28 protein-coding genes and 1 pseudogene are annotated in these 24,449 nt (G+C 68.0%); 12 read left to right on the forward strand and 17 right to left on the reverse strand.

The genetic code is table 11. The features are described 5' to 3' along the window. Positions 1-12: 12 nt before the first annotated feature. The 4 genes from ACFVWG_RS15525 to ACFVWG_RS15540 form a co-directional block, all read right to left on the reverse strand. Positions 13-1,389 carry an MFS transporter gene (locus ACFVWG_RS15525; protein WP_391543948.1) on the reverse strand — a complete coding sequence of 459 codons (1,377 nt, stop codon included), beginning with the start codon at positions 1,387-1,389 and terminating at the stop codon, positions 13-15. Positions 1,390-1,427: 38 nt separating this feature from the next. Then, complete coding sequence (locus ACFVWG_RS15530; protein WP_391543949.1) at positions 1,428-1,796, reverse strand: DUF1304 domain-containing protein; 369 nt, start codon at positions 1,794-1,796, stop codon at positions 1,428-1,430. 12 nt (positions 1,797-1,808) lie between these two features. Next, a complete protein-coding gene (locus ACFVWG_RS15535; protein ID WP_391544378.1) occupies positions 1,809-2,705 on the reverse strand; it encodes a phosphotriesterase in 897 nt (298 codons plus the stop codon). 167 nt (positions 2,706-2,872) lie between these two features. Next, complete coding sequence (locus tag ACFVWG_RS15540; protein WP_391543950.1) at positions 2,873-4,498, reverse strand: DEAD/DEAH box helicase; 1,626 nt, start codon at positions 4,496-4,498, stop codon at positions 2,873-2,875. A 177-nt stretch (positions 4,499-4,675) separates the two neighbouring features. Here ACFVWG_RS15540 and ACFVWG_RS15545 point away from each other — a divergent pair, with 177 nt between their 5' ends. Further along, positions 4,676-5,176: a DinB family protein gene (locus tag ACFVWG_RS15545; protein ID WP_391543951.1), complete on the forward strand. Its 501-nt coding sequence runs from the start codon at positions 4,676-4,678 to the stop codon at positions 5,174-5,176. On the opposite strand, the gene ACFVWG_RS15550 is transcribed toward ACFVWG_RS15545, so the two are convergent. From ACFVWG_RS15550 to ACFVWG_RS15565, 4 genes are all read right to left on the reverse strand, one after another. Further along, complete coding sequence (locus ACFVWG_RS15550) at positions 5,177-5,845, reverse strand: TetR family transcriptional regulator (protein WP_391543952.1); 669 nt, start codon at positions 5,843-5,845, stop codon at positions 5,177-5,179. It lies immediately after the preceding gene. Beyond that, positions 5,817-6,239 (reverse strand): thiol-disulfide oxidoreductase DCC family protein, encoded by a 423-nt coding sequence (locus ACFVWG_RS15555; protein WP_391543953.1) that lies wholly within the window; start codon positions 6,237-6,239, stop codon positions 5,817-5,819. The genes ACFVWG_RS15550 and ACFVWG_RS15555 overlap by 29 nt, the downstream gene beginning before the upstream one ends. A gap of 3 nt (positions 6,240-6,242) precedes the next feature. Next, positions 6,243-6,671: a hypothetical protein gene (locus tag ACFVWG_RS15560; protein WP_391543954.1), complete on the reverse strand. Its 429-nt coding sequence runs from the start codon at positions 6,669-6,671 to the stop codon at positions 6,243-6,245. 98 nt (positions 6,672-6,769) lie between these two features. Continuing rightward, entirely contained in the window at positions 6,770-7,696 is a 927-nt protein-coding gene (locus ACFVWG_RS15565) for an NAD-dependent epimerase/dehydratase family protein (protein WP_391543955.1), read from the reverse strand. A 112-nt stretch (positions 7,697-7,808) separates the two neighbouring features. Between ACFVWG_RS15565 and ACFVWG_RS15570 the strand changes: the two genes are divergently transcribed. The 4 genes from ACFVWG_RS15570 (at position 7,809) to ACFVWG_RS15585 (ending at position 11,718) form a co-directional block, all read left to right on the forward strand. Then, positions 7,809-8,711 (forward strand): AraC family transcriptional regulator, encoded by a 903-nt coding sequence (locus ACFVWG_RS15570; protein WP_391543956.1) that lies wholly within the window; start codon positions 7,809-7,811, stop codon positions 8,709-8,711. 12 nt (positions 8,712-8,723) lie between these two features. Further along, a complete protein-coding gene (locus ACFVWG_RS15575; RefSeq protein ID WP_391543957.1) occupies positions 8,724-9,800 on the forward strand; it encodes an amidohydrolase family protein in 1,077 nt (358 codons plus the stop codon). 13 nt (positions 9,801-9,813) lie between these two features. Then, on the forward strand, positions 9,814-10,170 hold the full coding sequence (locus ACFVWG_RS15580) for a YybH family protein (RefSeq protein ID WP_391543958.1): 357 nt from the start codon (positions 9,814-9,816) through the stop codon (positions 10,168-10,170). 150 nt (positions 10,171-10,320) lie between these two features. Then, a complete protein-coding gene (locus ACFVWG_RS15585; RefSeq protein ID WP_391543959.1) occupies positions 10,321-11,718 on the forward strand; it encodes an ankyrin repeat domain-containing protein in 1,398 nt (465 codons plus the stop codon). On the opposite strand, the gene ACFVWG_RS15590 is transcribed toward ACFVWG_RS15585, so the two are convergent. After that, a complete protein-coding gene (locus tag ACFVWG_RS15590) occupies positions 11,684-12,790 on the reverse strand; it encodes a calcium:proton antiporter (RefSeq protein ID WP_391543960.1) in 1,107 nt (368 codons plus the stop codon). The two genes, ACFVWG_RS15585 and ACFVWG_RS15590, sit on opposite strands and share 35 nt — an antisense overlap. A 72-nt stretch (positions 12,791-12,862) precedes the next feature. Here ACFVWG_RS15590 and ACFVWG_RS15595 point away from each other — a divergent pair, with 72 nt between their 5' ends. Both ACFVWG_RS15595 and ACFVWG_RS15600 read left to right on the forward strand, forming a co-directional pair. Then, positions 12,863-13,363, forward strand: a complete 501-nt coding sequence (locus tag ACFVWG_RS15595) for a GNAT family N-acetyltransferase (RefSeq protein ID WP_391543961.1) — start codon at positions 12,863-12,865, stop codon at positions 13,361-13,363. Continuing rightward, complete coding sequence (locus tag ACFVWG_RS15600) at positions 13,360-14,205, forward strand: hypothetical protein (protein WP_391543962.1); 846 nt, start codon at positions 13,360-13,362, stop codon at positions 14,203-14,205. The genes ACFVWG_RS15595 and ACFVWG_RS15600 overlap by 4 nt, the downstream gene beginning before the upstream one ends. Here ACFVWG_RS15600 and ACFVWG_RS15605 read toward each other — a convergent pair. Together ACFVWG_RS15605 and ACFVWG_RS15610 are read right to left on the reverse strand one after the other, a co-directional pair. Next, entirely contained in the window at positions 14,195-14,332 is a 138-nt protein-coding gene (locus ACFVWG_RS15605) for a hypothetical protein (protein ID WP_391543963.1), read from the reverse strand. The two genes, ACFVWG_RS15600 and ACFVWG_RS15605, sit on opposite strands and share 11 nt — an antisense overlap. Positions 14,333-14,389: 57 nt before the next feature. Then, positions 14,390-15,274 (reverse strand): LysR family transcriptional regulator ArgP, encoded by an 885-nt coding sequence (locus ACFVWG_RS15610; RefSeq protein WP_391543964.1) that lies wholly within the window; start codon positions 15,272-15,274, stop codon positions 14,390-14,392. A gap of 73 nt (positions 15,275-15,347) precedes the next feature. Between ACFVWG_RS15610 and ACFVWG_RS15615 the strand changes: the two genes are divergently transcribed. After that, positions 15,348-15,944, forward strand: a complete 597-nt coding sequence (locus tag ACFVWG_RS15615) for a LysE/ArgO family amino acid transporter (RefSeq protein WP_391543965.1) — start codon at positions 15,348-15,350, stop codon at positions 15,942-15,944. A gap of 89 nt (positions 15,945-16,033) precedes the next feature. Here ACFVWG_RS15615 and ACFVWG_RS15620 read toward each other — a convergent pair whose 3' ends face one another. Beyond that, entirely contained in the window at positions 16,034-16,939 is a 906-nt protein-coding gene (locus tag ACFVWG_RS15620; RefSeq protein ID WP_391543966.1) for an SDR family oxidoreductase, read from the reverse strand. Positions 16,940-16,985: 46 nt separating this feature from the next. Between ACFVWG_RS15620 and ACFVWG_RS15625 the strand changes: the two genes are divergently transcribed. Further along, positions 16,986-17,759, forward strand: coding sequence for a TetR/AcrR family transcriptional regulator (locus tag ACFVWG_RS15625; protein ID WP_391543967.1), 774 nt, complete (start codon positions 16,986-16,988; stop codon positions 17,757-17,759). Positions 17,760-17,776: 17 nt separating this feature from the next. On the opposite strand, the pseudogene ACFVWG_RS15630 reads toward ACFVWG_RS15625, so the two are convergent. Beyond that, positions 17,777-18,790 (reverse strand): annotated as a pseudogene (locus ACFVWG_RS15630) (MFS transporter); the annotation flags it as partial. Between the two features lie 279 nt (positions 18,791-19,069). On the opposite strand from ACFVWG_RS15630, the gene ACFVWG_RS15635 reads away from it, so the two are divergent. Next, the gene (locus ACFVWG_RS15635) at positions 19,070-19,957 is read left to right on the forward strand and encodes a hypothetical protein (protein WP_391543968.1); all 888 of its coding nucleotides are present in this window, start codon (positions 19,070-19,072) and stop codon (positions 19,955-19,957) included. Here the strand turns inward: ACFVWG_RS15635 and ACFVWG_RS15640 are convergent. From ACFVWG_RS15640 to ACFVWG_RS15650, 3 genes are all read right to left on the reverse strand, one after another. Then, positions 19,926-20,294 (reverse strand): GNAT family N-acetyltransferase, encoded by a 369-nt coding sequence (locus ACFVWG_RS15640; RefSeq protein ID WP_391543969.1) that lies wholly within the window; start codon positions 20,292-20,294, stop codon positions 19,926-19,928. The genes ACFVWG_RS15635 and ACFVWG_RS15640 overlap by 32 nt on opposite strands. Positions 20,295-20,323: 29 nt before the next feature. Further along, a complete protein-coding gene (locus tag ACFVWG_RS15645; protein WP_391543970.1) occupies positions 20,324-21,268 on the reverse strand; it encodes a pyridoxal-phosphate dependent enzyme in 945 nt (314 codons plus the stop codon). A 118-nt stretch (positions 21,269-21,386) separates the two neighbouring features. Then, a complete protein-coding gene (locus tag ACFVWG_RS15650) occupies positions 21,387-21,743 on the reverse strand; it encodes a helix-turn-helix domain-containing protein (RefSeq protein WP_391543971.1) in 357 nt (118 codons plus the stop codon). A gap of 126 nt (positions 21,744-21,869) precedes the next feature. Here ACFVWG_RS15650 and ACFVWG_RS15655 point away from each other — a divergent pair, with 126 nt between their 5' ends. Next, positions 21,870-22,442 carry a ClpP family protease gene (locus tag ACFVWG_RS15655; protein WP_391543972.1) on the forward strand — a complete coding sequence of 191 codons (573 nt, stop codon included), beginning with the start codon at positions 21,870-21,872 and terminating at the stop codon, positions 22,440-22,442. Here the strand turns inward: ACFVWG_RS15655 and ACFVWG_RS15660 are convergent. Continuing rightward, the gene (locus ACFVWG_RS15660) at positions 22,414-23,583 is read right to left on the reverse strand and encodes a trans-sulfuration enzyme family protein (protein WP_391543973.1); all 1,170 of its coding nucleotides are present in this window, start codon (positions 23,581-23,583) and stop codon (positions 22,414-22,416) included. The two genes, ACFVWG_RS15655 and ACFVWG_RS15660, sit on opposite strands and share 29 nt — an antisense overlap. A 144-nt stretch (positions 23,584-23,727) precedes the next feature. Here ACFVWG_RS15660 and ACFVWG_RS15665 point away from each other — a divergent pair, with 144 nt between their 5' ends. Continuing rightward, positions 23,728-24,249 (forward strand): Lrp/AsnC family transcriptional regulator, encoded by a 522-nt coding sequence (locus ACFVWG_RS15665; protein WP_391543974.1) that lies wholly within the window; start codon positions 23,728-23,730, stop codon positions 24,247-24,249. Positions 24,250-24,449: the final 200 nt, after the last annotated feature.

Raw genomic sequence — 24,449 nt, forward strand, 5'->3', positions numbered from 1 at the left:
CCAGAGCAAACTTCAAGCTGACCGAGGCACGCCCTGGGTCCGTCGGGCTGCTTGGACACCCAACAAAGCCAGTACGGCGGGAACTCCGAACGCGACCAGATAAGCGGTCACCGGGGAGTGCGGCTCGATCGCCGCGAACAGCGAACCGCCGACGGCCAAGACCGTTGCCGTGGACAACGAATCGCTGAGCTGCGCGGCCGAACTGTTGACGCCCTGCTCGGCGCGTTCGGAGTACTCGAGCACCAGGACCGAGAGGGTCGGGAACACTGTTCCCATCCCGAACCCGGTCAGGCTCCAGCCGAGGATGCCGACCACGACCGGCACATTCGGGTTCAGAGTCAGGACGGCGATCGCGATGCCCGCGACGATCGCGAGCATCCCGACCTGCAGGAACACGGCCGGACCGAACCGGTGCTTCGGCCGACCGCGCCACCACGACGCGAGCGTCCAGCTCACCCCGCTCACGGTCAGCACCAGGCCCGCGAAGGCCGGCGACAGTCCCCGCTCCCGCGTGAGCATCAGCGGCAGAAAGACCTCGGCCCCGAACCCAGCCGCCGCGACCAGTCCACGCAACGCGACGACCGACGGCAGGCCCCGCCCGAGCACGAAGGTCCCTCGCGGGAGCAGCTTCGGCGCGAACACCGCGATCGCGGCCAGGCCGACCGCCAGCAACACAATCTGCAGTACGCCGTGCTCCTGACCGCCGAAGTTCAGTACGCCGACGCCAACCGCCGCCGCGACGGCCCACAGCGCCTGCCGATCCCACAGTCGCCCCGGACGTACGTCGTACCGGTCGCCGCGCGCCAGTCCCGGACGCATCACGAAGACGGCGGGGATCGCCAGCACCGGTACGGCGAGGAACACGATCCGCCAACTCGTGTGCTCCACGATCAGGCCCGCGATCGCCGGACCGACGAGGGACGGGACCACCCAACCGGTGGCGAACGCGGCGAAGATCTTCGCTCGGAGGATCGCCGGATAGAGCTGCCCGACGACGACGTACAGGGCGACGGTCAACAGACCGGAGCCGAAGCCCTGGATGATCCGGCCGGCGACCAGGACCTCCATACTCGGCGCGATCCCGGCGATGACCAGCCCGCCGAGGAACCACGCAGTGCCGTGCCAGAGTGGCCGGGTCGGGCCGCGGAGGTCACTCCAGGTGCCGGAGACAACCATCCCGACCACGCCGGAGGCCAGCGGGCCACCGAACGCGAGCGCGTAGAGGTACAGGCCGTCGAGAGCCTGGGCGACAGTCGGCATCGCCGTCGTCACGGCCAGGTTCTCGAAGGCAACGAGCGTGATCAGTGCGACCATGCCGATCGTCAACGCGCGGTATTGCGGGGAGAGCACACCTGGAGTTGTCGTGGCCGGTTCGGCGGTCGTCGTCATACCGAAGAGCCTCTGACTTCAAGTGCGCTTGAAGTCAATTAGAGAGCTGCGGCAAGCACCAGGGCGAGGAGCGGGGGCAGGGCCTGAGTGGCGGCGGCCTGGAGCATCCGGCGGTCGGAGGCGAGCAGGACGATGCCCGCGCCGGCCATGCAGGCGCAACTGAAGAGCGCGATCGCGTGACCCTTGTCGCCGCCCGCGATCAGGCCTCCGAGCGCGCCGGCCGCCAGGAACAGGTTGTAGAAACCCTGGTTGAACGCCCACGGCTTCGCGACTGCGGCCTCGGCGTCGTCCTTGACCAGGAACCGCTTGTACGTGCTCGGCTTGCGGAACAGCAGGCTCTCCATGGCGAAGACCACCACATGGAACAGCCCGGCCACCACGACGAAGACCTGTGCGACGACATTCATGGGCGAACCGTACTACCAGGCGAACGCGCGCGCCGGGTTCGACTCGAAAATGGCGGCGGCCGCTTCCGGCCCGAACTCGCGGGTGATCCGCGGCCGAAGCGTGGTGAGCAGGAACTGCATCCCCGGGCCTTCACCGGTCGCGCCGCGAGCCTTGGCGGTGGTGGTGTCCCCGCCGAGCAGCAGGCGATCGCCATACCCGGCATCGAGGAGCGCCGCCAGGCAACTGAGCAGGTGCGGATCGGTTGCGTTGTTGGCCCGCGACGGCCCATCGAACGCAAGCCACGCGCCACGCTTCGCCAGATCAAGATGGGCCCGCGCGTCAGGGAAGCGGTTGAGATGCCCAAGGATGACGCTCGTCGGCGGTACGGCGAGAGTGTCGACGAGGAGATCCAGTACGGCGTCAGCCGCGGAACCGAGCTCGTGGTGGATCGCAATCGGGGCGCCTGTCGCGTGATGAGCCTCGGCGGCCGCTTCCATCACGAACCGGGCGTGCTCATCAAGCCGGTGGAATCCTCCGGCCACCTTGATCAACCCGGCCCGGACGGAACTGTTGCCGATGCCAACGGTCAGCTCGGTGTGAAAGATCTCCGCCAGCCGCGGTCGCACCTTCTCGACGAAGCCGTCCGGGTAGTGCTCGGCCCGATGCAATCCGGTGGCCGCGAGCAGCGAAACCCCAGTCTGGGTTGAGATCTCGGGCAACAGCTCAGCCTGGCGACCTAGCCCATGCGGTGTCCACTGCACGATCGCCTGACCACCGGCCGCAGCAAACTCACGAACCTCGGCCAGCGCGGCCGACGCATCATCCAACTCCTGCCCGGCCAACAACACCGACCGGAAGAACAGATGATCATGCGAGTCACAAACCCCAAGCCGCTCCGGCGTCAGCTCCCCCACCACAGTCCGAATCATCACCAGCCAAACCTAACCCGCCGCCCCGGCCACCAGTGGTGGCAGGAGACACCAAACAATGGCCGGAGCCCTGTGGTAGCAGGTCTCCGGCCATGAGTTCGTGTCTCACGCCACCAGTGGTGGCGTGGGCGGCCGACGCGGTGCAGGGGTCGGTCGCCGGGTGGGAGTTAGGCGGCTTGTTTGCGGGGGCCGCGGCGACGGCGGCCGCCGCGCGAGGCGGAGGGGCTGTCGCCGGGGCGGGTCGCCGTGGAGGAGGCGACCGTGCGGGTCTTGGTGCTTCCACCAGCGGAGCGCGGCGAGGTGCTGCCGGTCGCCGTACGGGTGGAGCCTGCACCGCTGCGGCCCGAGCCTCCGCCAGCGCCACGACTGCGTCCCCGGCCTCGGCCGGGCGTGCTGGTGGTGGCGACGACCGGGGCCTTGGCGGGCGGCTCGACGAAGACGCGCTCACCGGGGGCGAGCTCGGCGAGCAGCGGGTCCCCGATCGACAGCTTGGTGGTCTTGGGGGCGATGCCGGCCTTGCGGGTCAGGTCGCGGACGTCGCGGACCTGGTCGTCGGTCATCAGCGTGATGACCGTGCCTTCGGCGCCCGCGCGGGCCGTGCGGCCGGAGCGGTGCAGGTAGGCCTTGTGCTCGACCGGCGGGTCGGCGTGGATGACGAGCGTGATGTCGTCGACGTGGATTCCGCGCGCCGCGATGTCGGTCGCGACCAGCGTCTTCGCCGTACCGGCTGAGAACGCCTCGAGGTTGCGCGTGCGCGCACCCTGCGACAGGTTCCCGTGCAGCTCGACAGCCGGCACACCGGAGGCGATCAGCTTCTTGGTGAGCGACTTGGCGCCGTACTTGGTCCGGGTGAAGACCAGCGTGCGTCCCGGAGCGGCGGTCAGGTCGACCAGCACCGGAACCCGGCTGTCGGCCTTCACGTGCAGGACGTGGTGGGTCATCTTCGAGACCGGCGACTGCGCCGAGTCGACGCTGTGCGTGATCGGGTTGTTCATGAAGCGCTTGACCAGTACGTCGACGCCCGCGTCCAGCGTGGCCGAGAACAGCAGCCGCTGCGCCTTGACCGGGGTCGCCTCGAGGATCCGGCGGACGGCGGGCAGGAAGCCCAGGTCGGCCATGTGGTCGGCCTCGTCGAGGATGGTGATCTCCACCGCGTCGAGCCTGAGGTTGCCGGCCTTGAGGTGGTCCTCCAGGCGGCCGGGGCAGGCGACGACGATGTCGACGCCCTTGCGCAGTCCGGTCGTCTGCGGGCCGTGACCGACACCGCCGAAGATCGTCATCGTGCGCAGCTCGAGCACATCGGCCAGCGGCTGGATCGAGGCCTGGATCTGGGTGGCCAGCTCCCGCGTCGGCGCCAGGATCAGGGCCCGTGGGGACTTCGGCTGCCGCTTGTTGCCGCGCAGGTACAGGCGCGCCAGCAGCGGAAGCACGAAGGCGTAGGTCTTGCCGGAACCGGTCCGGCCACGGCCGAGAACATCCTTGCCGGCCAGGGAATCCGGCAGCGTCGCCGCCTGGATCGGGAAGGGCTTGGTGACCCCGGTCGCGGCCAGGGCGTCGGCCAGTGCAGCGGGTACGCCGAGATCGGCGAAGGTCAGGTCATCCGGAACATCCATCGGGATGACGGACTCGTACTCCGTCGCCGTGACCGAGCTGTTGCTCTGAGCAACATTCCCGGTGGGCTTCTTCGCCGCGGGCTTGCGCCGGCGCGGGCGGCCGTTCGAGGACGGGCCGTTCGAGGACGAGGCGGAGGTGGACGTGTTCGTGGCTTGCGTAAAGGGGCGGCGGGCCGCCATAGGTACTCCAAAAATCGTGGGGTCGTCCTGCCCGGCGCGGCCGTCAGGGGCCGCGGCGCTTGGGGGTCGACTGCGAGCACCTCTGTCACAGAGTGCTCCTGGCCCGAGGCAGAACTGGGCGGGCCGTCACAATCAGTGTACGGCACACCAGGTCCGCACCCCACTAGATTGTCTCCGGTGACCCGAATCGACCCACCCACGGCGGCTTCCGAACGCGAGTTGCTGCAGGGATTTCTCGACTTCCACCGGCAGACCTTGCTGCTCAAAGTGTCCGATCTGAGCGCTGAACAGCTCGTTCGGCGCAGCGCGGAGCCGTCCAGCATGTCCTTGCTCGGACTAGTGCGCCATCTCACGGAAGTCGAGCAGTACTGGTTCAAGTCCTGTCTGGCCGGCGAGGAGGTTCCGGATCGCTACTGGACGGCCGAACATCCCGACGGCGACTTCGATCTCGTCGACCCGGCCCAGGCGGAGGCGGACCTGCAGACGTACGCGGAGGCCGTACAGGAGTCGGACAAGATCGCGTCGCGACACGCTCTCGATGACCCGTTCCGCCGTCCGCGTCGGGTGGAGATCTACAGCGTTCGCTACCTCTACATCCACTTGATCGAGGAGTACGCCCGGCACAACGGCCACGCCGATCTCCTCCGCGAGCGGATCGACGGCAGCACCGGCGAATAACTAGGACTTGATCGAGCGGATCAGACCGACGATGTCGTTGACCACGCCGCGCACACCCGGGATCCGGGTCAGCCGCAGCAGCCGGTCGATCAGCGGCACCGACCGCTCGATCAAAGTCTTGGTACGGCGAAGGTCCTCGCTGTCGTCGTGGACCCAGAACAGCACGATCCCCATCTGCAGCAGCCACAGCAGTTCGGGGAGTTCCGCAGCCAGGTCGGCCGAGAGCTTGAGGTCCGACCCGGCCACGACCTCCCGGAAGATCTCGATACTCGCGTCCCGGGCCGGCTGCGACTCCGTGCTGAACGGCGACAGCGGGCTCCTCGGATCCGCAGCCGTCTTGAAGAACGTCGCCGCGAACTCGTGGTACGGCGCGGACACGTCCAGCCACACCCGCAGTACGCCGCTCAGTCGCGCAGCGAACGCCTTCTCGTCGACCAGCACCGACCGCACCGCTTCCCGATGCTGCTCCTGCAGGTGGTCGTAGTACGCCTGCATCAGATGCTCTTTGGAGCCGAAGTAGTAGTAGGCGTTGCCGACCGAGACACCGGCCTCGGTCGCGATCGCCCGCATCGTCGTCTTGCCGTACCCCTGCTCGCGGAACAACCGCAGCGCAGTGGACAGGATCAGCTCGCGCGTCTGCTCACCCTTGGTGGTCGCACTGTCCGTCACAGCCGTCAGCGTAGTCACCCCCTGGCCGGTCCACCGTGAACCGCCTCAGCCCGGCCACCGACTGCACCATGCGTCGCGCCACCGGCCGCATGGCCGGAGTGGACAGCTGGACAGCTGTGTAGCGCCAGTCCCACGCGGCCCACAGGCAGACGATCCAGGCCCGGTCGCCGACGTACACAGAACCGTCGTCGGCGACCACCGTCACCTCGCGCAGCGTGCTGGCGTGATCCAGCGTCGGGTAGAGCGCCCGCGCCTCCGCCGACCCCGCCGCGACGAACCGCCTCTGCACCACCCCGCCCTCGCCGTCAGATGCCGGCCGCTGTGCCGCCAGCCAGTCCTTGAACCGCCGGCACAGACCGCACTGCGCGTCGTACAGCACTGTCAGCTCCCGCATGGGTCAGTAGCCGTAGGTGGACGGCGGTTCGGGCTGCTGCGGAGCCAGTACGACGTTCGGCGGCACCGGCGGCGTGATCATCCGGTCGGCCTGGCTGCGGCGGCGGATCCGGTTGAAGACCCAGACGTTGCCGAGGTGCACCCCGCCGAGCACCAGCATCACGACGCCGAGTTTCACGCTCAGCGCCTCGAAGAGCCCGCTGGCGTCCGGCACGGGGTCCTTCAGGCTCAGGAACAGCGTCACGAACCCCAGGTTGAGCAGGTAGAACCCGACCACGAGCAGCCGGTTCACCGCATCGGCGAAGGCGTCGTTGCCGTCGAAGACGTCGATCAGGAAGATCCGCCCGTTCCGGCTCAGCGTGCGGGCCACCCAGATCGTCAGCGGTACGGCGATCGCCAGATAGGTCAGGTACGTCGTCACAGTCATGTTCATGTCGGTCCCTCACAAGTTGAACACGTTCAATTCATCGTGAGCTGAGCGTACGACGAGGTTTTGAACATGTTCAAGTCGGATTCGCCGTGACCTCGGCCTCAGGCGGCAGCGCGAGCGGCGTCGATCGTCTCCTTCAGTACGACGTCCAGCGGGGTTGCCGTGACGCCGAGGACCGCCTCGGTGTGGGTGGAATCGAGCAGGTGCGGCTCGCGACTCAGGTATTGCATCTCGACCAGTTCGGCCATGACCGAGTTCTGCTCGGCGATCCGGGCGAGCTCCTCGGCTGACATCTCGCTCAGCTGCGGAGCCGGAGCGCCGGCCAGTGCGGCCAGTTGCTCGGTCACAACGCGCAGGGGCGCTGCCGAGGTGGACGGGATGTGCCACGCAGTTCCCCAGGCGTCACCGTGGCGCGCGGCGGCGATCATCGTGCGGGCGGCGTCGGCGACGTACGTCCAGCTGTGGTCGACATCGAGAGCGCCGGAATACACAGCGGCGGTGCCCGCCAGCACCTGGGGTACGACGGCGAAGTTGAAGACGGACTGCGCTTCGCCGCCGAGGAAGGTGCTGCCGCGGACCTCGGTGACTCGAACGCGACCCGCTTGGTGGGCCTCCAGGGCGTCGGCCCACAGCTGCGCTCGCACCCGCCCCTTGACCGTGGTCGGCGCTATTGGCCGGTCCTCTGTGATCGGTCCGGTGAACGGACCGTAGCCGTAGGTGTTCCCGAGCATGACGTAGCCGGCGCCGGTTCGCTCCGCTGCACTGAGCATCCCGGCCGCGAGCGGCGGCCAGTCGGTCGGCCAGCGGTCGTACGGCGGCATCGCCGAGTTGTAGAGCGTGGCGGCACCTTCGGTCAGCCGGCTGAGCCGATCGGCGTCGGCGGCGTCGGCGGCGACCAGTTCGATGCCGGGATGACGCGGGCCCGATCCGCTGCGCGTGACGAGCCGAACCTGCTCTCCGTCCTCGGCGAGGAGCAGAGCCAGGGCGCGACCAGTACTTCCGGCGCCGACGACGACAGACAACGACATGAGATCCTCCCTGAAGGTTGATGTAGTTCAACCGTAGGAATTGGAGCTGGCTCAGGACATGGCCTCGACGCTCGACCTCATGTCCAGGCGTCTGCGTCGGTAAGCTGGTGACGTGGACGTGCTGAGCGACGTACTGACCGCGCTGCGAACCGGCCGCCCGCATGCCGCGCATACGCAGAAGACGGTGCCGTGGGGGATTCGCTTCCCGCCAAGTGACGGCGCCGGCTGTCATGTCCTGCTCGAAGGCTCCTGCTGGTTGATCCCGGCGCACGGCGAGCCGATCCAGTTGAGCGTTGGCGACGTGGTCTTCGTGCCACACGGCGCCGGATACGCGCTGGCCGATCAGCCCGGCAGTCCCTTGGTCGACTTCCGGATCGACGCGGACGACACCGCGCCGATCGGTACGCCGATGCTCTCGGAGGCCGGGACGACAACCCGTCTGCTCTGCGCGGCGTACTACTTCGACCGCGCCCGCAGCCACCCGCTGCTCGACGATCTGCCCGAGGTGGTCCACCTGCCGCTCCAGCTCGGGCAGCCCGCGTCTCTACGCGCGGCGATCGAACTGCTGAGCGCCGAGCTCAGCGAACCCCGCGCAGGCACGTCCTCGATCCTGACGGGTCTCGTCGACATGCTGTTGCTGTTCGTCCTGCGTTCCTGGTTCGACGACCGCTCCACCGAGGGCTGGGCAGCCGTGCTGACCGATCCAGCCCTGATGGCGGCCCTCCACGGCATCCACTCCGAACCGCAGCGCTCCTGGACAGTCGCGGAGCTCGCCGCCCTGTCCGGTCTTTCCCGCGCCACCTTCGCCAAACGGTTTACCGCCGCAGCCGGCCGCTCGCCCCTGAGCTACTTGACCTGGTGGCGCATGACCCTGGCAGCCCGTCGGCTGCGCACTACTGACGACCCTCTCCGCAGCATCGCCACCCGCACCGGCTACAGCACCGAATTCGCGTTGACCAAGGCCTTCAAACGCGAGTACGGCGTACCACCCAGCCGCTACCGTCGCGGCGCTTGAGACGATGCCGGTATGCGCGAGAAGGATTCGGATCAATGGGTGCCGAAGTACCGCCAGGCCTGGGTCTTCGAAGGAACCGTCCTTCCCGCCGGTGACACCACCCGCCTGACCATCGGTGCAGGCGATCCAGAGCCGCTGCCCGGCCGGTACGCCGTACCGGGGCTGGTCGACTCGCATTGCCACCTGACGCTGGGGCGAGGTGCCGACGGGTGGCCGACGCTGTTCGGGGACGACTTTGCGCGGGAGCGGCTTGATGAGCTCGCGGCTTCGGGGGTCAGCGCGCTGCGCGATGTCGGTGGCAACCGGTCGGTCACGCTCAAACTGGCGACGGCCGAGGACGACAGCCGTCCGGTCGTTGTGGCCGCCGGCCGCTTTCTTGCCCCGGCCGGTCGCTACTTCCCGGCAGCGCATGAGCCGGTCGCGCCCGAGCAACTGCTGGCCGCGGTCGAGGCCGAGATCGCCGACGGCGCGACCTGGTTGAAGCTCGTCGCCGACTTCGGGGAGGTCGGTCCGGAGGGCCCGATCCGCGGCAGCGCGGTCAACCAGACCTACGAGACCGACGTCATCCAGGCGATGGTCGAGCTCGCCCACAGCCGGGGCGCGCGGGTCGCCGCGCACTGCAACACCGACATCGTCAGCGAACTGATCCGGGTCGGCGTCGACTCGATCGAACACGGCAAGGCACTCACCGAGCAGGACCTGGAGACCCTCGGCGCCCGCGGCGGCGCCTGGACCCCAACCCTCTGCGCCTCGATCGGCGAAGACCCGAACGAGACCCCGGAACGACGAGCCCGCAGACTCGCCCGCGCAGAGCAGACCGCCGCCATGCTCGTGCTCACCGACCGGTACGGCGTCCGCGTGCTGGCCGGTTCTGACGTGGTCGGCTCGGTCGCGGCCGAGGTAGACCTGCTCGTGAAGCACGGCCTGACCGTCACCCAGGCCCTGGTCGCCGCCTCGACCGGAGCTCAGGAGTACCTGGGGCTGACCGGCGACGGGAACCTCGTCACGTACGACGCCGATCCGCGCGAGCACCCGGAAATCCTCGCGACCCCGGCGAGCGTCGTACTGAATGGAAACCGGATCGGTTGAGAGGGGGTCTGGTATGCGGGAGAAGGATCTGGACCGGTGGGTGACGAAGTACCGCAAGGCCTGGGAGTCGAACGATCCGGCCGATGTCGCGGCGCTGTGGACCGAGGACGCGGTCTGGTACCGACGGCCGGACGACGAGCCGGTGGTCGGCCGGGACGCGATCGTGGCGGCCTGGGCCGAGGTCGCGGATGCGCCGGGTGAGACGGCCTTCGAGTACGAGGTGCTCGGGTTCGGGGACGGCGTCGGGTTCGTGCGCGGGTGGACGACGTACCTGACCGATCCGCCGGGTGAGTTCAGCAACCTGTGGGTGATCCGGCTGACCAAGGACCGGGCGCACGAGTTTGTCGAGTGGTGGATGGAGAAACCCTGATGGGTTACTGTTTTCGGTAGGCGCTCAGGGCGCCACCGGTCCGCGGGAAGGGCTCAGCCCACCTGAATGCAGTGAGTTGGTGCTTTGTTTCCACACCTCCTTTCTCGCCTGACGATGCGGACAGCAGGCTCGTAGAGAGGAGGTCGGCTGATGCCGACCCGCAATCTTCCGAACGACCCGAACCTGGATCACCTGCGCAAGCAGGCCAAACGCCTGCTGACCGAGCTCCGGGCGGACAACTCCGACGCGACCTTGGCCGAGGCCCAGCTGGCGACTGCCCGCAGCTACGGATTCCCCAGCTGGCCGCGGATCGTGCACCACCTCGAATTGGTCGACCGCTACAGCCGATCCCCGCACCGCCAGTCGGTTGGTGGCCCACTGGACACGCCGGAGCAGCGTGCCGACGAGTTCCTCAAGCTGGCGACATTGCACTATGGGCAGGATGATCCGGCCCGTCACGAGGCGGCGCGCCAGTTCTTGCCTGAAGTTGCCCAGAGCAACATCTACACGATGGTCGTCGCGGGCGACCTCGACGCCGTACGGCGGAATCTCAGTCAGGCAAGGGTTGAGGGTGGACCGTACCGCTGGGAACCGTTGCTCTATCTCACCTACAGCCGTCTCGATGCACCGCATCAGGTCGAGATCGCGCGGCTGCTGCTGGAGAACGGCGCGGACCCGAACGCGGGCTATCTGTGGCAGGGCATGCCTTCACCGTTCACCGCGATCACCGGCGTTTTCGGGCGCGGTGAAGGCGATCAGCCGCCGCATCGGAACCGGGGTGAGCTGGCCCGGTTACTGCTCGAGGCCGGCGCGGACCCGAACGACAGTCAGACCATGTACAACTGCGGCCCGGGCTGTTCCCCGCCGTACGACGATGTGCACTTGGAACTGTTGTTGGAGTTCGGACTGGGTCGAGGTGACGGCGGTCCGTGGCACGAGCGGATGACCACGGCGCATCCGACACCGCAGCAATTGCTGGAGGACGAGCTCGTGTTCGCATCGTCCGCCGGACTGCTGCATCGGGTCGAGCTGGTGCTTGCTCAGGGCATCGATCCGGACAACCGCGGTACGGAACACCCGGGCTTCGGCGGACATCGCGCGTACGAGTTCGCCGCCGTACAAGGCTTCACGGAGATCGCCGAGCTGCTGCGCGCTCACGGCGCGGCACCGCTGGACGATCTCCATGAGCTGTACGCCGCGGTGTGGCGCGGGGAACTGCCAACTGTCGACGCTGCCCTCGCGGCCCGAGCCGTCGCCAAGGATCCGCATCTTCCGTTGCGGGCTGCGGAGACCGGCCGAACCGAGGCGCTGGAACCCTTACAGCGCTTGGGATTCGACCTGAACCTGATGACGCACTCAGCCCCGATTCATCGGGCGGCGCTCAACGGCCATCTCGAGACGGTACGGCGACTGATCGAGCTCGGCGCCGATCCCGAGCTGCGCGATCCGATGTACGGCGGGAACGCATTGAGCTGGGCCGAGCACAACCACCAGCAGGTGGTGGCGGCCTATCTCAAGGGCTTACCGCAAGGAACAGGAACGCACTGAACACCATCAGGTGAACGGCGCCCTGCAACAGGGTCGCTTTGCCGGTGGCAAGGGTGATCGTACTGACTGCGACCGTGAGCGCGAACAGCACGATCTCCTTGGCACCAAGGCCAAGGACAAGCGGACCGCTGAGCCAGATCGAGGCAACACCGATCGCGGGGATGGTCAGGCCGATACTGGCCAGAGCTGAGCCGAGCGCCAGGTTCACACTGGTCTGGAGGCGGTTGCGGAGTGCCGCGCGCACGGCCGCAACCGTCTCCGGCAGCAGCACAAGCAGCGCGATCACGACACCGACCACCGCGAGCGGGGCACCGGCCGCCTCGACTGCGGACTCCAGCTTCGGCGAGACCGTCTTGGCCAGACCCACGACGGCGACCAGACAGACGAACAGCAGTCCGAGGCTGACCAGCGCGACCTTGCTGCTCGGAGCGGCCGCATGGTGCTCCTCTTCTTCCTCAAGATCAGTCGCGGTCGGCTCGACCGGGAGGAAGTAGTCGCGGTGCCGGACGGTCTGCACGAAGACGAAGACGCCGTACATGACCAGGGAGACCACACCGGCGAACGCCAGCTGAGGCCCGCTGAAGCGCGGACCCGATGCACTCGTGGTGAATGTCGGCAGGACGAGGCTGAGCGTGACGAGCGCAGTCATCACGGCGAGCGCGCCGCTCGACGCGTGGACCCGGAACTCCTGGACGTGGTGCTTCAACGATCCGACGACCAAGGCGATCCCGAGGATCCCGTTGCAGGTGATCATCACCGCGGCGAACACGGTGTCGCGCGCCAGGTAGGCAGCCTTGTCACCGCCGGACGCCATCAGCGTGACGATCAGTGCGACCTCGATGATCGTGACGGCCAGCGCGAGGATCAGCGTGCCGTACGGTTCGCCGACGCGGTGCGCGACGACCTCGGCGTGGTGAACGGCCGCGATCACCGCAGCACCCAAACCGGCGCAGACCAGGATCAGCAGGATCGCCCCGAGATCGCGGCCCCAGGACAGCAGCAGGACGATGAAGGCGAGCGGGGGCACGGCCAGACTCCAGCGCGGCAACCCATGGACCACGGAGTTCGTCATCCTCACCAATCCTATTGGCTCTCAGCTAAATCGTTTGGCACCTGCGGCGGCCGAGGTGATGCTTTTCGCATCATGACAGTGCAGATCAGGGTCGCGACCGACGCCGACTGGCCGACCATCTGGCCGTTCTTCCACGACATCGTCACCGCGCAGGAAACCTACGTCTACGATCCGTCGCTGACCTTCGAGCAGGCAGAGTCCCTGTGGATGACGCCGTCCAGCGCCAACAGGACCACAGTTGCTGTCGATGCCGACGGCACCGTCCTCGGTAGCGCGAACATGTACCCGAACCGGCCGGGTCCGGGATCGCATGTCGCGAGCGCGAGCTTCATGGTCTCGCCGGCTGCTCGAGGTCAGGGCGTTGGCCGGAAGCTGGCCGAGGACATGATCGCGTGGGCCGGGCAGGAGGGGTTCCGGTCGATCCAGTTCAACGCGGTGGTCGAGACGAACGAGTCCGCCGTACACCTGTGGCAAGCACTCGGTTTCCGGATCATCGGGACTGTGCCGGAGGCGTTCGAACACGCCAAACTCGGGTACGTCGGATTGCATGTGATGTACCGTCCACTGGTGTGACGGACAACCGCGCGCGCCGGATGTGGAAGACGCTCGAGCCCTTCAACGCGATCACCTTCTTCGCCCCGGAGACCCGGCAGGCGACCGACGCCCTGGGCCTCAAGGGCGGCTGGATGAGCTACTTCGCCTGCCGATCCGCTCCCCTGGGTGCGGCCTCGCCCGAGCTGGTGACGGCGGTCTTCTACAACTTCCATCCGTCGATGGTTTCCAGGGCGCTGCCCGACGCCTGGACGCGTGCGACACCCGAGCAGGTGCTGGCAGCGCGGCTCGGCGCGGTCGATCTCGCCGTACGACGATTGTTCCCGGACGCACCGGAATTCGGGCGCGCGGCCGAGGTAGCACGACAGGCGGCCGAGGCCGCTCCGCTGGGCGGGCGTGCGCTGGGAGCGGCCAACGCGGCGCTCGACTGGCCGACCGAGCCGCATCTCGCGCTCTGGCACGCGACCACGATCCTGCGCGAGTCCCGCGGCGATGGGCATGTAGCGGCGCTCGTCGCCGCCGAGCTCGATCCCTGCCAGGCCTTGATCACGGCCTCGGCGGCCGGTGGTCCGTCGAAGGAGCTCTTCCACCTCGCCCGGCACTGGAGCGAAGAGGAATGGGCCGCTGCGTCGGATGACCTGCGTTCGCGCGGACTCCTCGACGCGGATGGTGCACTGACTGATGCCGGACGGGCACTCCGCCAGCAGGTCGAGGACACGACCGATGCGCTGGCCGACGCCGGTTGGCGTGCGCTCGGCGACGACCTGACGAACGAATTGCACGACCTCGTCCACCCACTGAGCGCCGTACTGATGTCGGATGCGTTGATTCCGCCCGACAACCCGATGGGGCTTAAGTGGTGATCCGCTTGGCGACTGTGCGGATCGACGCGGCCAGGTCCTCCGGGCTCGGCGCCTTGGCGGGATCGAACAGGTAGAGCACGACGACGCCGAGCAGGAGCGCTTGGAGGAACGACCCGATCCGCTCCACCTCGGCCGGTTCGGCGTCGGCATCGACACCGCCAGGTCGGCAACTCGATCGACCTGGTCACTTACGGAGACTCGCAGCCGCTGCCCGCAGTACCGCAGCAGTGAGGGCGGCCAGCACCTCGGACTCCAGCTTCCAGTGCTGCCAGTACAACGGCACGTCGAGATACTTGCCGGGGGCAATGTTCACCAGGTGGCCGGCCGCGATCGCCGGACCGGCGACCTGGTCCTCGATCATCCCCCAGCCGAGCCCGATCTGCACCGCCTGATGAAAGGCCCCAGCAGCCGGTACGGCGTGGCTCGGCGGATCGAGTTTGCGCCGTGTCACCTTGCGGATCAGGCGATGCTGGAGAACGTCCTTGTCGTTGAACACGATCAGCGGGGCATCGGCCAAGGCCTCAGCGAGTGGTCGCCCGGACAGCCGGCGCTCGACGTACTGGGGAGTGGCGACCGCGAGGTAGCGCATCCTGCCGAGCGGTACGACGCGACAACCCTGAACGGGACGCGGATCACCGGTCACCGCGGCGAGCACGGTGCCGTTGCGGAGGAACTCCGCGGAGTACTCCTCGTCCTCGCGATGGAGCACGAACCGCGCGGGAAACTGCTCGGACAGGTCGAGCATCGCGGCCAGGAACCAGTGGTTCAGCGAGTCCGCGTTGACGGCGACCGGTAGCCGAAGTGCGTCAACCGTTCCCTGTACGGCGGCAATCGCCTCGTACTCCAGCAGGGCAACCTGCCGCGCCAACCGCAGCACCGCCTCACCGGCCGTCGTCGGCCTGGCGGGCTTCCCGCGCATCACCACGATCTGACCGAGGCGGCTCTCCAACGCCTTGATCCGTTGACTGACGGCGGACGGCGTGACCTGGAGCCGCTGCGCCGCGGCGTCGAAACTGCCCTCGTCCACCACCGCCGCGAACGTCTCCAACTGCGCGGAGTCGATCTGCATAATGAAGCAAGTCTAATGCCACGTCAGAGTCTTTAGCTGGTTTACCGGGCCAGATCTTCCTACCGTCGAACCCATGACCGCCCTCGCCGGCTTCGCCACGACCCTCGCCATGATCGTCGCCATCGGTGCCCAGAACGCCTTCGTTCTCCGCCAGGGTCTCCGTCGCGAACACGTCCTCCCGGTCGTCCTGGTCTGCTCCCTCTCCGACGCCCTCCTCATCACCAGCGGAATTGCCGGCCTAGGCGTCCTCATCTCGGGCAGCCCCCTGGCCCTCACCATCACCAAGTACGCCGGCACCGCCTTCCTCCTCACCTACGCCGCCTTCGCCGCCCGCCGCGCCTTCCGCCCCACAGCCCTCACCGCCACCGACCACACCCCCACGGCGTTGCGAACAGTCATCCTCACCTGCCTCGCCTTCACCTACCTCAACCCCCACGTCTACCTGGACACAGTCGTCCTCCTAGGCGCCCTAGCCAACCAACACGGCCCCAACGCCCGCTGGCTCTACGGCCTAGGCTCCGTCACCGCCAGCTTCACCTGGTTCTTCTCCCTAGGCTTCCTCTCCCGCCGCCTGGCCCCCCTCTTCGCCCGCCCCCGAGCCTGGCAATTCCTGGACACCACCATCGCCACCCTCATGACCACCCTCGCCACCCTCCTACTCCTCAGCTGATATCCACACCCAGGGCTAACGTCCGAAGAGTCGCAGTACGTGGTCGGCGTGTTTTCGGACGTTAACGCTTGATGCCCGCTGTACGGGGGTCAGCGGTAGTCGGCTGGGTCGAGGGGGTCGGCGGCACGTTCGCCGTCGATCAGGTATTGCCAGGCGTCGGGCTGGCTGCCGTCGAGGTCGGTGAAGTTGTAGAGCTTGGCGAGTTCACCGCTCGAGGTCGACATGCCGTTCCAGCGGCGTACGTCGGGATCTGCGGCGAGTGCCGCGACCGCGCGGCCGACGTACGACGGGCTCTCGGAGATGCCGAAACCAGGGACCTTCGCCTCGCGCCAGTTGGCCTCGGTGACGCCGAATCCCTCGAGCATCGCCTCGGAGCGCAGCCAGCCGGGAGTCAGCAGTACGGCGGTCGCCTCGTGCTTGTCGAGTTCGTGGGCGAGGGCGAACGCCATCCGGCTGACCGCGCCCTTGGCGACGTCGTAGAAGAACGAGACGCGGTAGCGGTCGGCGTTGTAGTCGTTCGTTCCGTCGGTCATCTCGATCACCAGGCCGCCGGGCGACTTGATCAGGAGCGGCAGCGCGTAGTGGCTGGTGATCGCGTGCGTGTCGACGCCGAGCCGGAGCAGCCGTAGCCCGGCCTCCAGGTCGCTCTCCCAGACGGTCTTGTCCCACTCGGGTTCGCCGAACTGACCCCAGATGTCGTTCACCAGGATGTGCAGCGCACCCTGCTCGCCCTCGATCCGGTCGATCAGGTCCTTCACCTGCGCGGGCTCGAGGTGGTCCACCGGTACGGCGATGCCGTGGCCGCCGGCCTGATCGATCAGTTCGGCGGTGTCCTCGATCGTCTCGGGGCGGTTCATCTCCGAGCGACTGGTGCGCGTGGTCCGGCCGGTCACATAGACAGTCGCGCCGGCCGCGCCGAGCTGGACGGCGATCCCCCGCCCGGCCGCTCGGCTGCCCCCGGTCACCAGCGCCACTTTCCCCGCCAACGGCTTCATGACTCAATCCTTTCCATACAACGTATGGTTATGTACCATACGATGTATGGTTAATGCTGGCAAGCGGTCCGGTGGGCGCCCTCGGAGCGGCGAGGAGCGGCTGAGCCGGGAGGCGATCCTGACCGCGGCGCTGCGGATCGTCGACGACGAAGGCATCGACGCGCTGACCATGCGCCGGCTGGCCGCAACGCTCGGCGTCAACCCGATGTCGCTCTATCACCACCTGCCGAACAAGGCCGCCGTACTGGCTGGGCTGGCGGAGCTCGTGTTCGCCGAGCTGGAGTTTCCGGATCCTGGCGATGCGGTCGGGTGGCAGGACCAGGTGAAGGACGCGGCGCGCGCGTATCGGAACGCGCTGCGGGCGCATCCGAATCTGGCGCTGCAGATCCTGTCCGACACCTCCGCGGTGTCGGCGGTCGTGGTGGTCACGGTCGAACCGTTCTACCGCGCGCTCGACCGAGGCGGGTTGCCGGCGCGGAAGATCGTCGAGGCGGTGAACACGCTGGTCGATTTCATCCACGGGTTCCTGCTCGGTGAGGTCGCCGTACGGGCTGAGACGTTTGATCTCGCGCCTGATCTGCTGACGCGGGTTGCCGAGTTGCCGGAGGGAAAGGCGCCCACGCTCGCTCGAGTGGTGAGCGAGCTGGGCGCCGAGGGGCTGGCTTATGACTTCGACGGTGGATTCGAGTCAGCGTTGGAGATCTTGACCGCCGGCATCGCTGCCGGTACGACGAACGCGGTCAGCAGCACGGGGACCGTGAGCGCGGCCACCAGCGTCGCCATCGACAACCAGACCGACCCGAGGGCGAACCCGGCGTAGATCGAGATCGCCACGATCCCGTTGAAGAACCCGGAGACCGAGGTGACGGTCGCCCGCGCCGGACCGGTGATCGCATCCTGCAGTCGCGCGTCGGCCACCACGATCACCAACTGCATCAGTCCGTAGCCGACGGCGATCGGCAGGAATCCCCAGAGCGAGCGACTCAACGATCCGGAGGCGATCAGGATCGCGGTCACCCCGAGTACTCCGGCAAACGTTGCTGCAGGCAACCTGTACGCCGGTCCTGCGAGCGCACCGCCGATCGCCTGGGCCGCAACCGTTCCTGCGATCACCAACGGGATGATGGGAGTCGCGGCACCCATCTCCCTTGCCAGCAACGGGAAGTACTCGTCGAAGCTGAGGAATCCACCCAGCAACGCGGCCAGCACCACACCGCGTCGTACCGTCCGGCCTGTGAGCACCTCGCTGAGACCGGCTCGCAGCATCGCGAGGTAGTTGGCGAAGGGGCCTCCGCCCGCTGGGGCTTCCCCGGCGGACGCGATGCGCGGTGCCTCGGGGAGGGACCAGGCGATGGCGACCTGGGCGAGGTTGCTGAGCACGCTCACCGCGGCAGCCAAGGCGTAGCCGCCCAGTGCGAAGAGTGGCGCGGCCAGCACGGTGGCGATGAGGTTGCAGATGAACGACGCGGAACGAGCCCGGCCCAAGAGGGCCGCATAGCGAGATGTCAGCGAGCGGACGGCCAGTTCGTCGTACACGAAGGCTTCGTAGGTGCCGGAGATGAGCGCCGAGGAGATCCCCCAGAGCACGAAGCCGAGCGCGAAGCCGGCGTACGTGGGCAGCACGATCCAGGCCGTGTAACCGAGCGCGCTGAGGAACGCGCCGAGCATGAGGAGCTTGCGGCGCGAGTACGAGTCCGCCCAGGCACCCGACGGCACCTCGATGACGAAGCCGGTCGCCGACCAGATGACGAACAGCGTCGAGATCTGTGCTGTCGACAGACCGTGGTCCTTGAACAACAACTGGTACAGCGGATACAGCGGAATGAAGTCGTGCAGCGCCTCGAACGCCACAATCCGGGCAGACAACCCCGTCGGCAGTCGGTCAGCGCGCGGAGACCTACGTCAAAGGTGCGGACTCGGGAATCTCATGAACCGACGGTACCGCCGGATTCGGCAACCCGCACGTGGATTGGCGGACTCCCATCACCCACCAACTCGTCGTACGGCGCCTCTGTGGGTCGGAGCTGAGCGTGAGCCGACGCGTGGCGGTGAGGTTGGACGGTGGTGGAGGTCCGGGTTCATCCATTAATGCCGAGCGTCGAGGGCTCGGCGTCGGGCAGAGTTGGAGGCATGGCGGATGTGAGTGAGCGGTTCTGGGGGAAGCTGCCGGCGGGGGCGCGGGAGGCGCTGACCGCGGGGCTGAGTGCTTCTGAGCTGCAGTCGGTGTTGCTGGATGTGAGCCGGGAGCGGGCGGCGCGGGTGACGCCGGCTCGGTTGATGCAGCGGTGGCGGGAGGATCGGTTCGTGCGGCCGTCGGATGCGGATCCGCGCGAGTTGGTGAAGACGCAGGAGCGGTTGTGGGGACTGCTGCCGGAGCGGTTTGCCGGGGTGGAGTTGTCGCCGGTGACGCCGCTCGGGACGTCCTCAGCGGTGGCGACGATCAACCAGCACCAGGTGCTGAGCACGATCCGCGGTACCGAGGTCGCCAGCGACCCGACCAACGAGCTCGCGATCGAGGCCGCCGTACGACGACGTTCCGGGCAGGCGCGAGTGGACCTGGCCGCGTGTCAGCGGGTGGTTCGCGCGCAGGCGTTCGACGGACCGGGGATGTCAGCGCACTTCCAGTTGTTCGTGCTGGTGTCGAGCGCCCGCGACACGGGCTCGGGCCGAACCGAGGCCGAGCTGCTCATCGACCACCTCAACTTCTGGGGGGACGTCCTCGGCGAGACTGCCGACCTGACGTTCACCACGTTCACTCCGTCCGCGGTCACCGAACGCATCGACGACACGGTGCGCCCCGCCGTACGGGCGTCCCTCCGCGAAGACACCGACCGCACCAAGAGCGCGACCTACTACTCCGGTACGGCGCTCGGTGTCGGCACGACAGACGCCGAGATGGGCGACGGTGGTTTCACGAGCTGGACCGCCGACCTGCTCGGTGATGCCAAGGAACGCTGCCTCACCTCGTGCATCTCGACCGAGCGGCTCACCGCAGTTTCAGCAGCCCAGCGTCAGTAGGCCGGAAGCCGCACGCATCGAGGTAGAACGCGCTCAAGTGCGGCTCGAAGTCCACGTGCAACCACTCACACCCAGCCTCACGCGCTTCAGACGCGGCAGCCGCCACCAACTGCTGCCCGATCCCCTGCCGGCCGAACGACGGATGCACGGCCGTGTCGAGCACGAAGGCATGCGCCCCGCCATCCCAGCACACCTGCACGAACCCGATCAACTGATCGTTGCTGAAGGCACCGACCCAGGTCAGCGCCCACCGCCCCAACCGCTCCGCCCAAGGCTGCACCTCCAGCGCACCCTCGAACGCCGCCGCATGCAGTTCCGACAGCGCTCGATCATCCACCGGAAACCGCACCACCAACTCAACCGCACTCACAGCATCGCCGCCGCTGGTCCAGCCTCGGTGCTGATGAGGATCACCGTGCTGTCCGGTCCCAGGGCGAGGCGCGACCGAGCCGCTCGCAGACCGGCGAGTGCGGCGGCTCCACTCGGGCCGGACGAGATCCCCGCCGTACCGAGGTCGGCTGACGCCTGCAGCGCCTCGTCGTCCTCAACCGTGATCGCGTGATCGAGACCAGAGCGCAGTACCGGCCAGGCCAGCGTCGACGGCGTACCGCAGTTGAGACCCGCCATTACCGTCTTGCTCGTGGGGATGCTCAGCAGTTCTCCCGCCAGCAGGCTTGCAGTTACACAGGCCGCGGCCGACGGCTCGACGCCGAGCATCATCGGCGCGGGCGCCTCGCTGCGGAAATGCGTGACCGCCGCCTGTGCGACCGAGCCGACCCCCATCGGTACGACGACCAGATCCGGCGCGGCCGCGATCTCGCGGAACAACGTGGAGTACCCGTCCACGATCAGCTGCGGCACCACCTCATACCCAGGCCATGCGGAATCCTGGATCAACAACCGCTCACCAACCGCGTACGCCGCCGCCTCAGCCACCGCCGCGTCGTACGAACCCGGTACGACGCTCACCGTCGCACCCTCGTCGCGGATCGCCGCGATCGCTACCTCGGGAACCATGTCCGGCACGAAAACCTGCGCCCGCAACCCCAGCATCGACGCTCGGCGCGCGACCGCCCGGCCGTGGTTCCCATCGGTCGCCGTCACGAGCTCAACCGGACCGGGCCGCTCCTGCAGCGCACGATCGATCGCCCACCACGCGCCGAGCGCCTTGAAGGCCGGCAGGCCGAGCCGCTGCGACTCGTCCTTGACCAGCACTTGCCCGACTCTCAGCTCGGCGGCCAGCGCCGGGACCGAGGTCAGCGGGGTCGGCCGGTACGTCGGCACGCTCTGGTGGAACGCGAGCACCTCCACCGGGGCAGGCGTGGTTCGCCACCCCCGGGCGGGAGGGTTTTCGTACCAATCCACCGACTAGGGCGTTTCTCTTAAGTCCGCGCCGCAGCGCAGTAGGCGGGGAGTTAGGAGATACACCCTAAGCGACCAGGTCGAAGACTTGCGCCGTACCGGAGTAGGACCCGCGGGACGAGCCGATCGAGCGCGGCGCGGACTGCGCCACCTGGATCGAGGTCGTCTGGAGCCGGATCGGCAGCGCGGCGCGGACCGCGGTGGCGAGGTCGAACTGGACCTCGTTCAGCAGGTCGGTCAGCTCGAGCTCGAGGGCCCGGCAGATCGCCGCCAGGATCTCCGAGGACGGCTCCTTGCGGCCACGCTCGATCTCGGACAGGTAGGGCACCGACACCTGGGCCCGCTCGGCCAGTTCGCGCAGGGTGATGCCCCGCTCGTTCCGCAACCGGCGGAAGACGTTTCCGATCACCTCGCGTAGCAACACGTGTGGCCCTCCTCGGCTCCGATGTCCTGTACCGAGTGTGCCATCCGCCGGGGCTTCGCGGTGGGCAGATCTGCCACGGGCAGATTCCCGGGCCTGATCGGGCGCCTCGGCTGCACTGTGGAAAGCATGAGTGAGCTACCGAACAACCTCGACAAGAACCTCTACGAACGCCTGATGTGGCAGCGCATCCTCGTCCTCGGCGAGGAGATCACGGACCAGAACGCCAACGCCCTGTGCGCCCAGTTGCTGCTGCTGAACGCCGAGGACCGACGGGCGGACATCTCGCTCTACATCAACTCCCCCGGCGGATCCGTCTCGGCCGGGCTGGCGATCTACGACACGATGAACTTCATCAGCAACGACATCGCGACGTACGCGATGGGGTTGTGCGCCTCGATGGGGCAGGTGCTGCTGACCTGCGGTACGCCGGGCAAGCGGTTCGCGCTGCCGCATGCGCGGATCATGATGCACCAGCCGAGCGGCGGGATGGGCGGGACCGCGAGCGACATCAAGGTGCAGGCCGAGCAGGCGGCTCAGGCCCGGGCGGACCTGGCCGAGCTGATCGCCGAGCGGACGGGTCAGCCTCTGGAGCAGATCGTCACGGACTTCGACCGCGACCGGTGGTTCACTCCGGAGGCTGCCCGGGAGTACGGGATCGTCGATCGAGTCCTTACGCGGCCGGTCGCCGTACCGGCGTGAGGGCCTGCTGAAGATCGGCGGTGAGGTCCTCGGGGTCCTCCAGGCCGAGCGACAGCCGGAGGAGGGCGTCGGACGGCTTGGCTGAGGCCTCGACCAGGCGGTGGGTGAGGGCGGCGGGGTGCTGGATGAGCGTGTCCACGCCGCCCAGTGAGACCGCGTGGGTGATCAGCTTGAGGTTGGCCGCGGCCGCCGCGGCCGCTTCGTAGCCGCCGGCCACAGTGAACGCCAGTACGGCGCCTGGGCCGGACTGCTGGCGACCTACCAACTCCAGCGGGTCGTTGAGCCCGGGGTAGTAGACCTGCTCGACGGTCGGCTGGGCACAGAGCCAGTCGGCCACCTTGGCAGCGGTTGCCTGCTGCGCCCGCACTCGCACCGGCAACGTCTGCAGTCCCCTGTGCAGTTCGTATGCCGCCAACGGGTGCAGCAGGCCCCCTGTTACTGCGCGGATCTGCCGCAAGCGGCTGACCCAGTCCCGGTTGGCAGCAACGACGCCGCCCATGACGTCGCCATGACCACCCAGGTATTTGGTTGCCGAGTGCAACACCAGGCTCGCCCCGTGCCGAGCCGGCTGCTGCAGCACCGGAGTCGCGAAGGTGCTGTCCACCAGCACCGGTACGTCGCCCGCCTGCCGGACCGCCGCGGCGATGTCCACGAGCTCGACGGTCGGGTTCGCCGGGGTCTCGAGGATGACCAGGCCGGTGTCGGGGCGGACCGCCTCGGCGATCTCGGCCGGCGTCACCCAGCTGACAGTTGTCCCCAGGATGCCTGTGGATAACAGGTGGTCGCTGCCGCCGTAGATCGGCCGGACGGCGATCACGTGCGGGCGGCCGGCGGCGACTGTGGCGAGGAGGGATGCCGTGAGGGCGGCCATGCCGGAGCTGAAGGCGACCGCGCCGTCGGTGTGTTCGAGCTCGGCGAGCGCGTCCTCGAAGCGGGCGACGGTTGGGTTCCACAGGCGCTGGTAGACGAGGCTGCCGCCGTCCGGGCCGTTGCCCTGGGCCAGAGCGTCGTACGACGCGCCGCCGGTCCCGACGTCGGGGAGCGGATACGTGGTCGACAGGTCGATCGGCGGGACGTGCACCCCGAGGGCGGTCAGGTCGTCGCGACCGGCGTGCACCGCGCGGGTGTCGAGCTGCGTCATGGCGCCTCCCCAAAGTTATCCACAGGCAGTGGCGAGGTTGAGGATGGAATCTTCTGCGGCTGGGACGCAAGAGTTCCGAAGAAAATTCGTCCACAGGGATGTCCACACGCTGTGGATTCTGTGGTCGCGCTCTACAGTGGTGCCATGCCGAAGGATCGCCGGAGCCCCGGACCGGCCCCTCGGGCGGTACCGGGCACGGCTCCGGGCGGCCTGGACGAGGTGGATCGCGAGCTGGTCCGGCTACTCACCGTCGACGGACGGATGCCGAACAACGCCCTCGCCGAGGCGACCGGCATCGCGCCGTCGACCTGCCTCACCCGCGTTCGCTCACTGCGCGAACGCGGTGTCATTCGCGGCTTCCACGCGGACGTGGACCTGGGCGCGCTGGGTCAGCCGCTGCAGGCGCTGATCGCGATCCGGATCAGTACCCACTCGCGCGACGAGATCGACCGCTTCCGCGCCAAGGTCCCGGCCCTACCGGGCGTACTCTCGCTCTTCCACGTCAGCGGCGCCAACGACTACCTGCTGCACGTGTCCGCAGCCTCGCCGGACGCCCTCCGCGAGTTCGTCCTAGACCACCTCACCGCGGACCCAGCCGTAGCCCACGCCGAAACCAGCCTCATCTTCGAACACGTCCGAGCCACCCCCAGGGCCCCCGCCATCTGATGGGTTAACCCATGAGGTGGTGGGTTCTGGACTCGCATGCGGGTGCAGAACCCACAAGCTGACGGGTGAACCCACGAGATGGTGGTGCGATGGGCGGGCGGCCGTTTGGTGGGGCAGCCCACGTGGTTGTGGGGGGGGGACCAACCCACCGTTTGCGCCCCCCCCACCCTCCTAGGTGAGACCACAAAAAGGGAGGGGAG

This window comes from Kribbella sp. NPDC058245, from assembly GCF_042882005.1.
Classification (GTDB): Bacteria; Actinomycetota; Actinomycetes; order Propionibacteriales; family Kribbellaceae; genus Kribbella.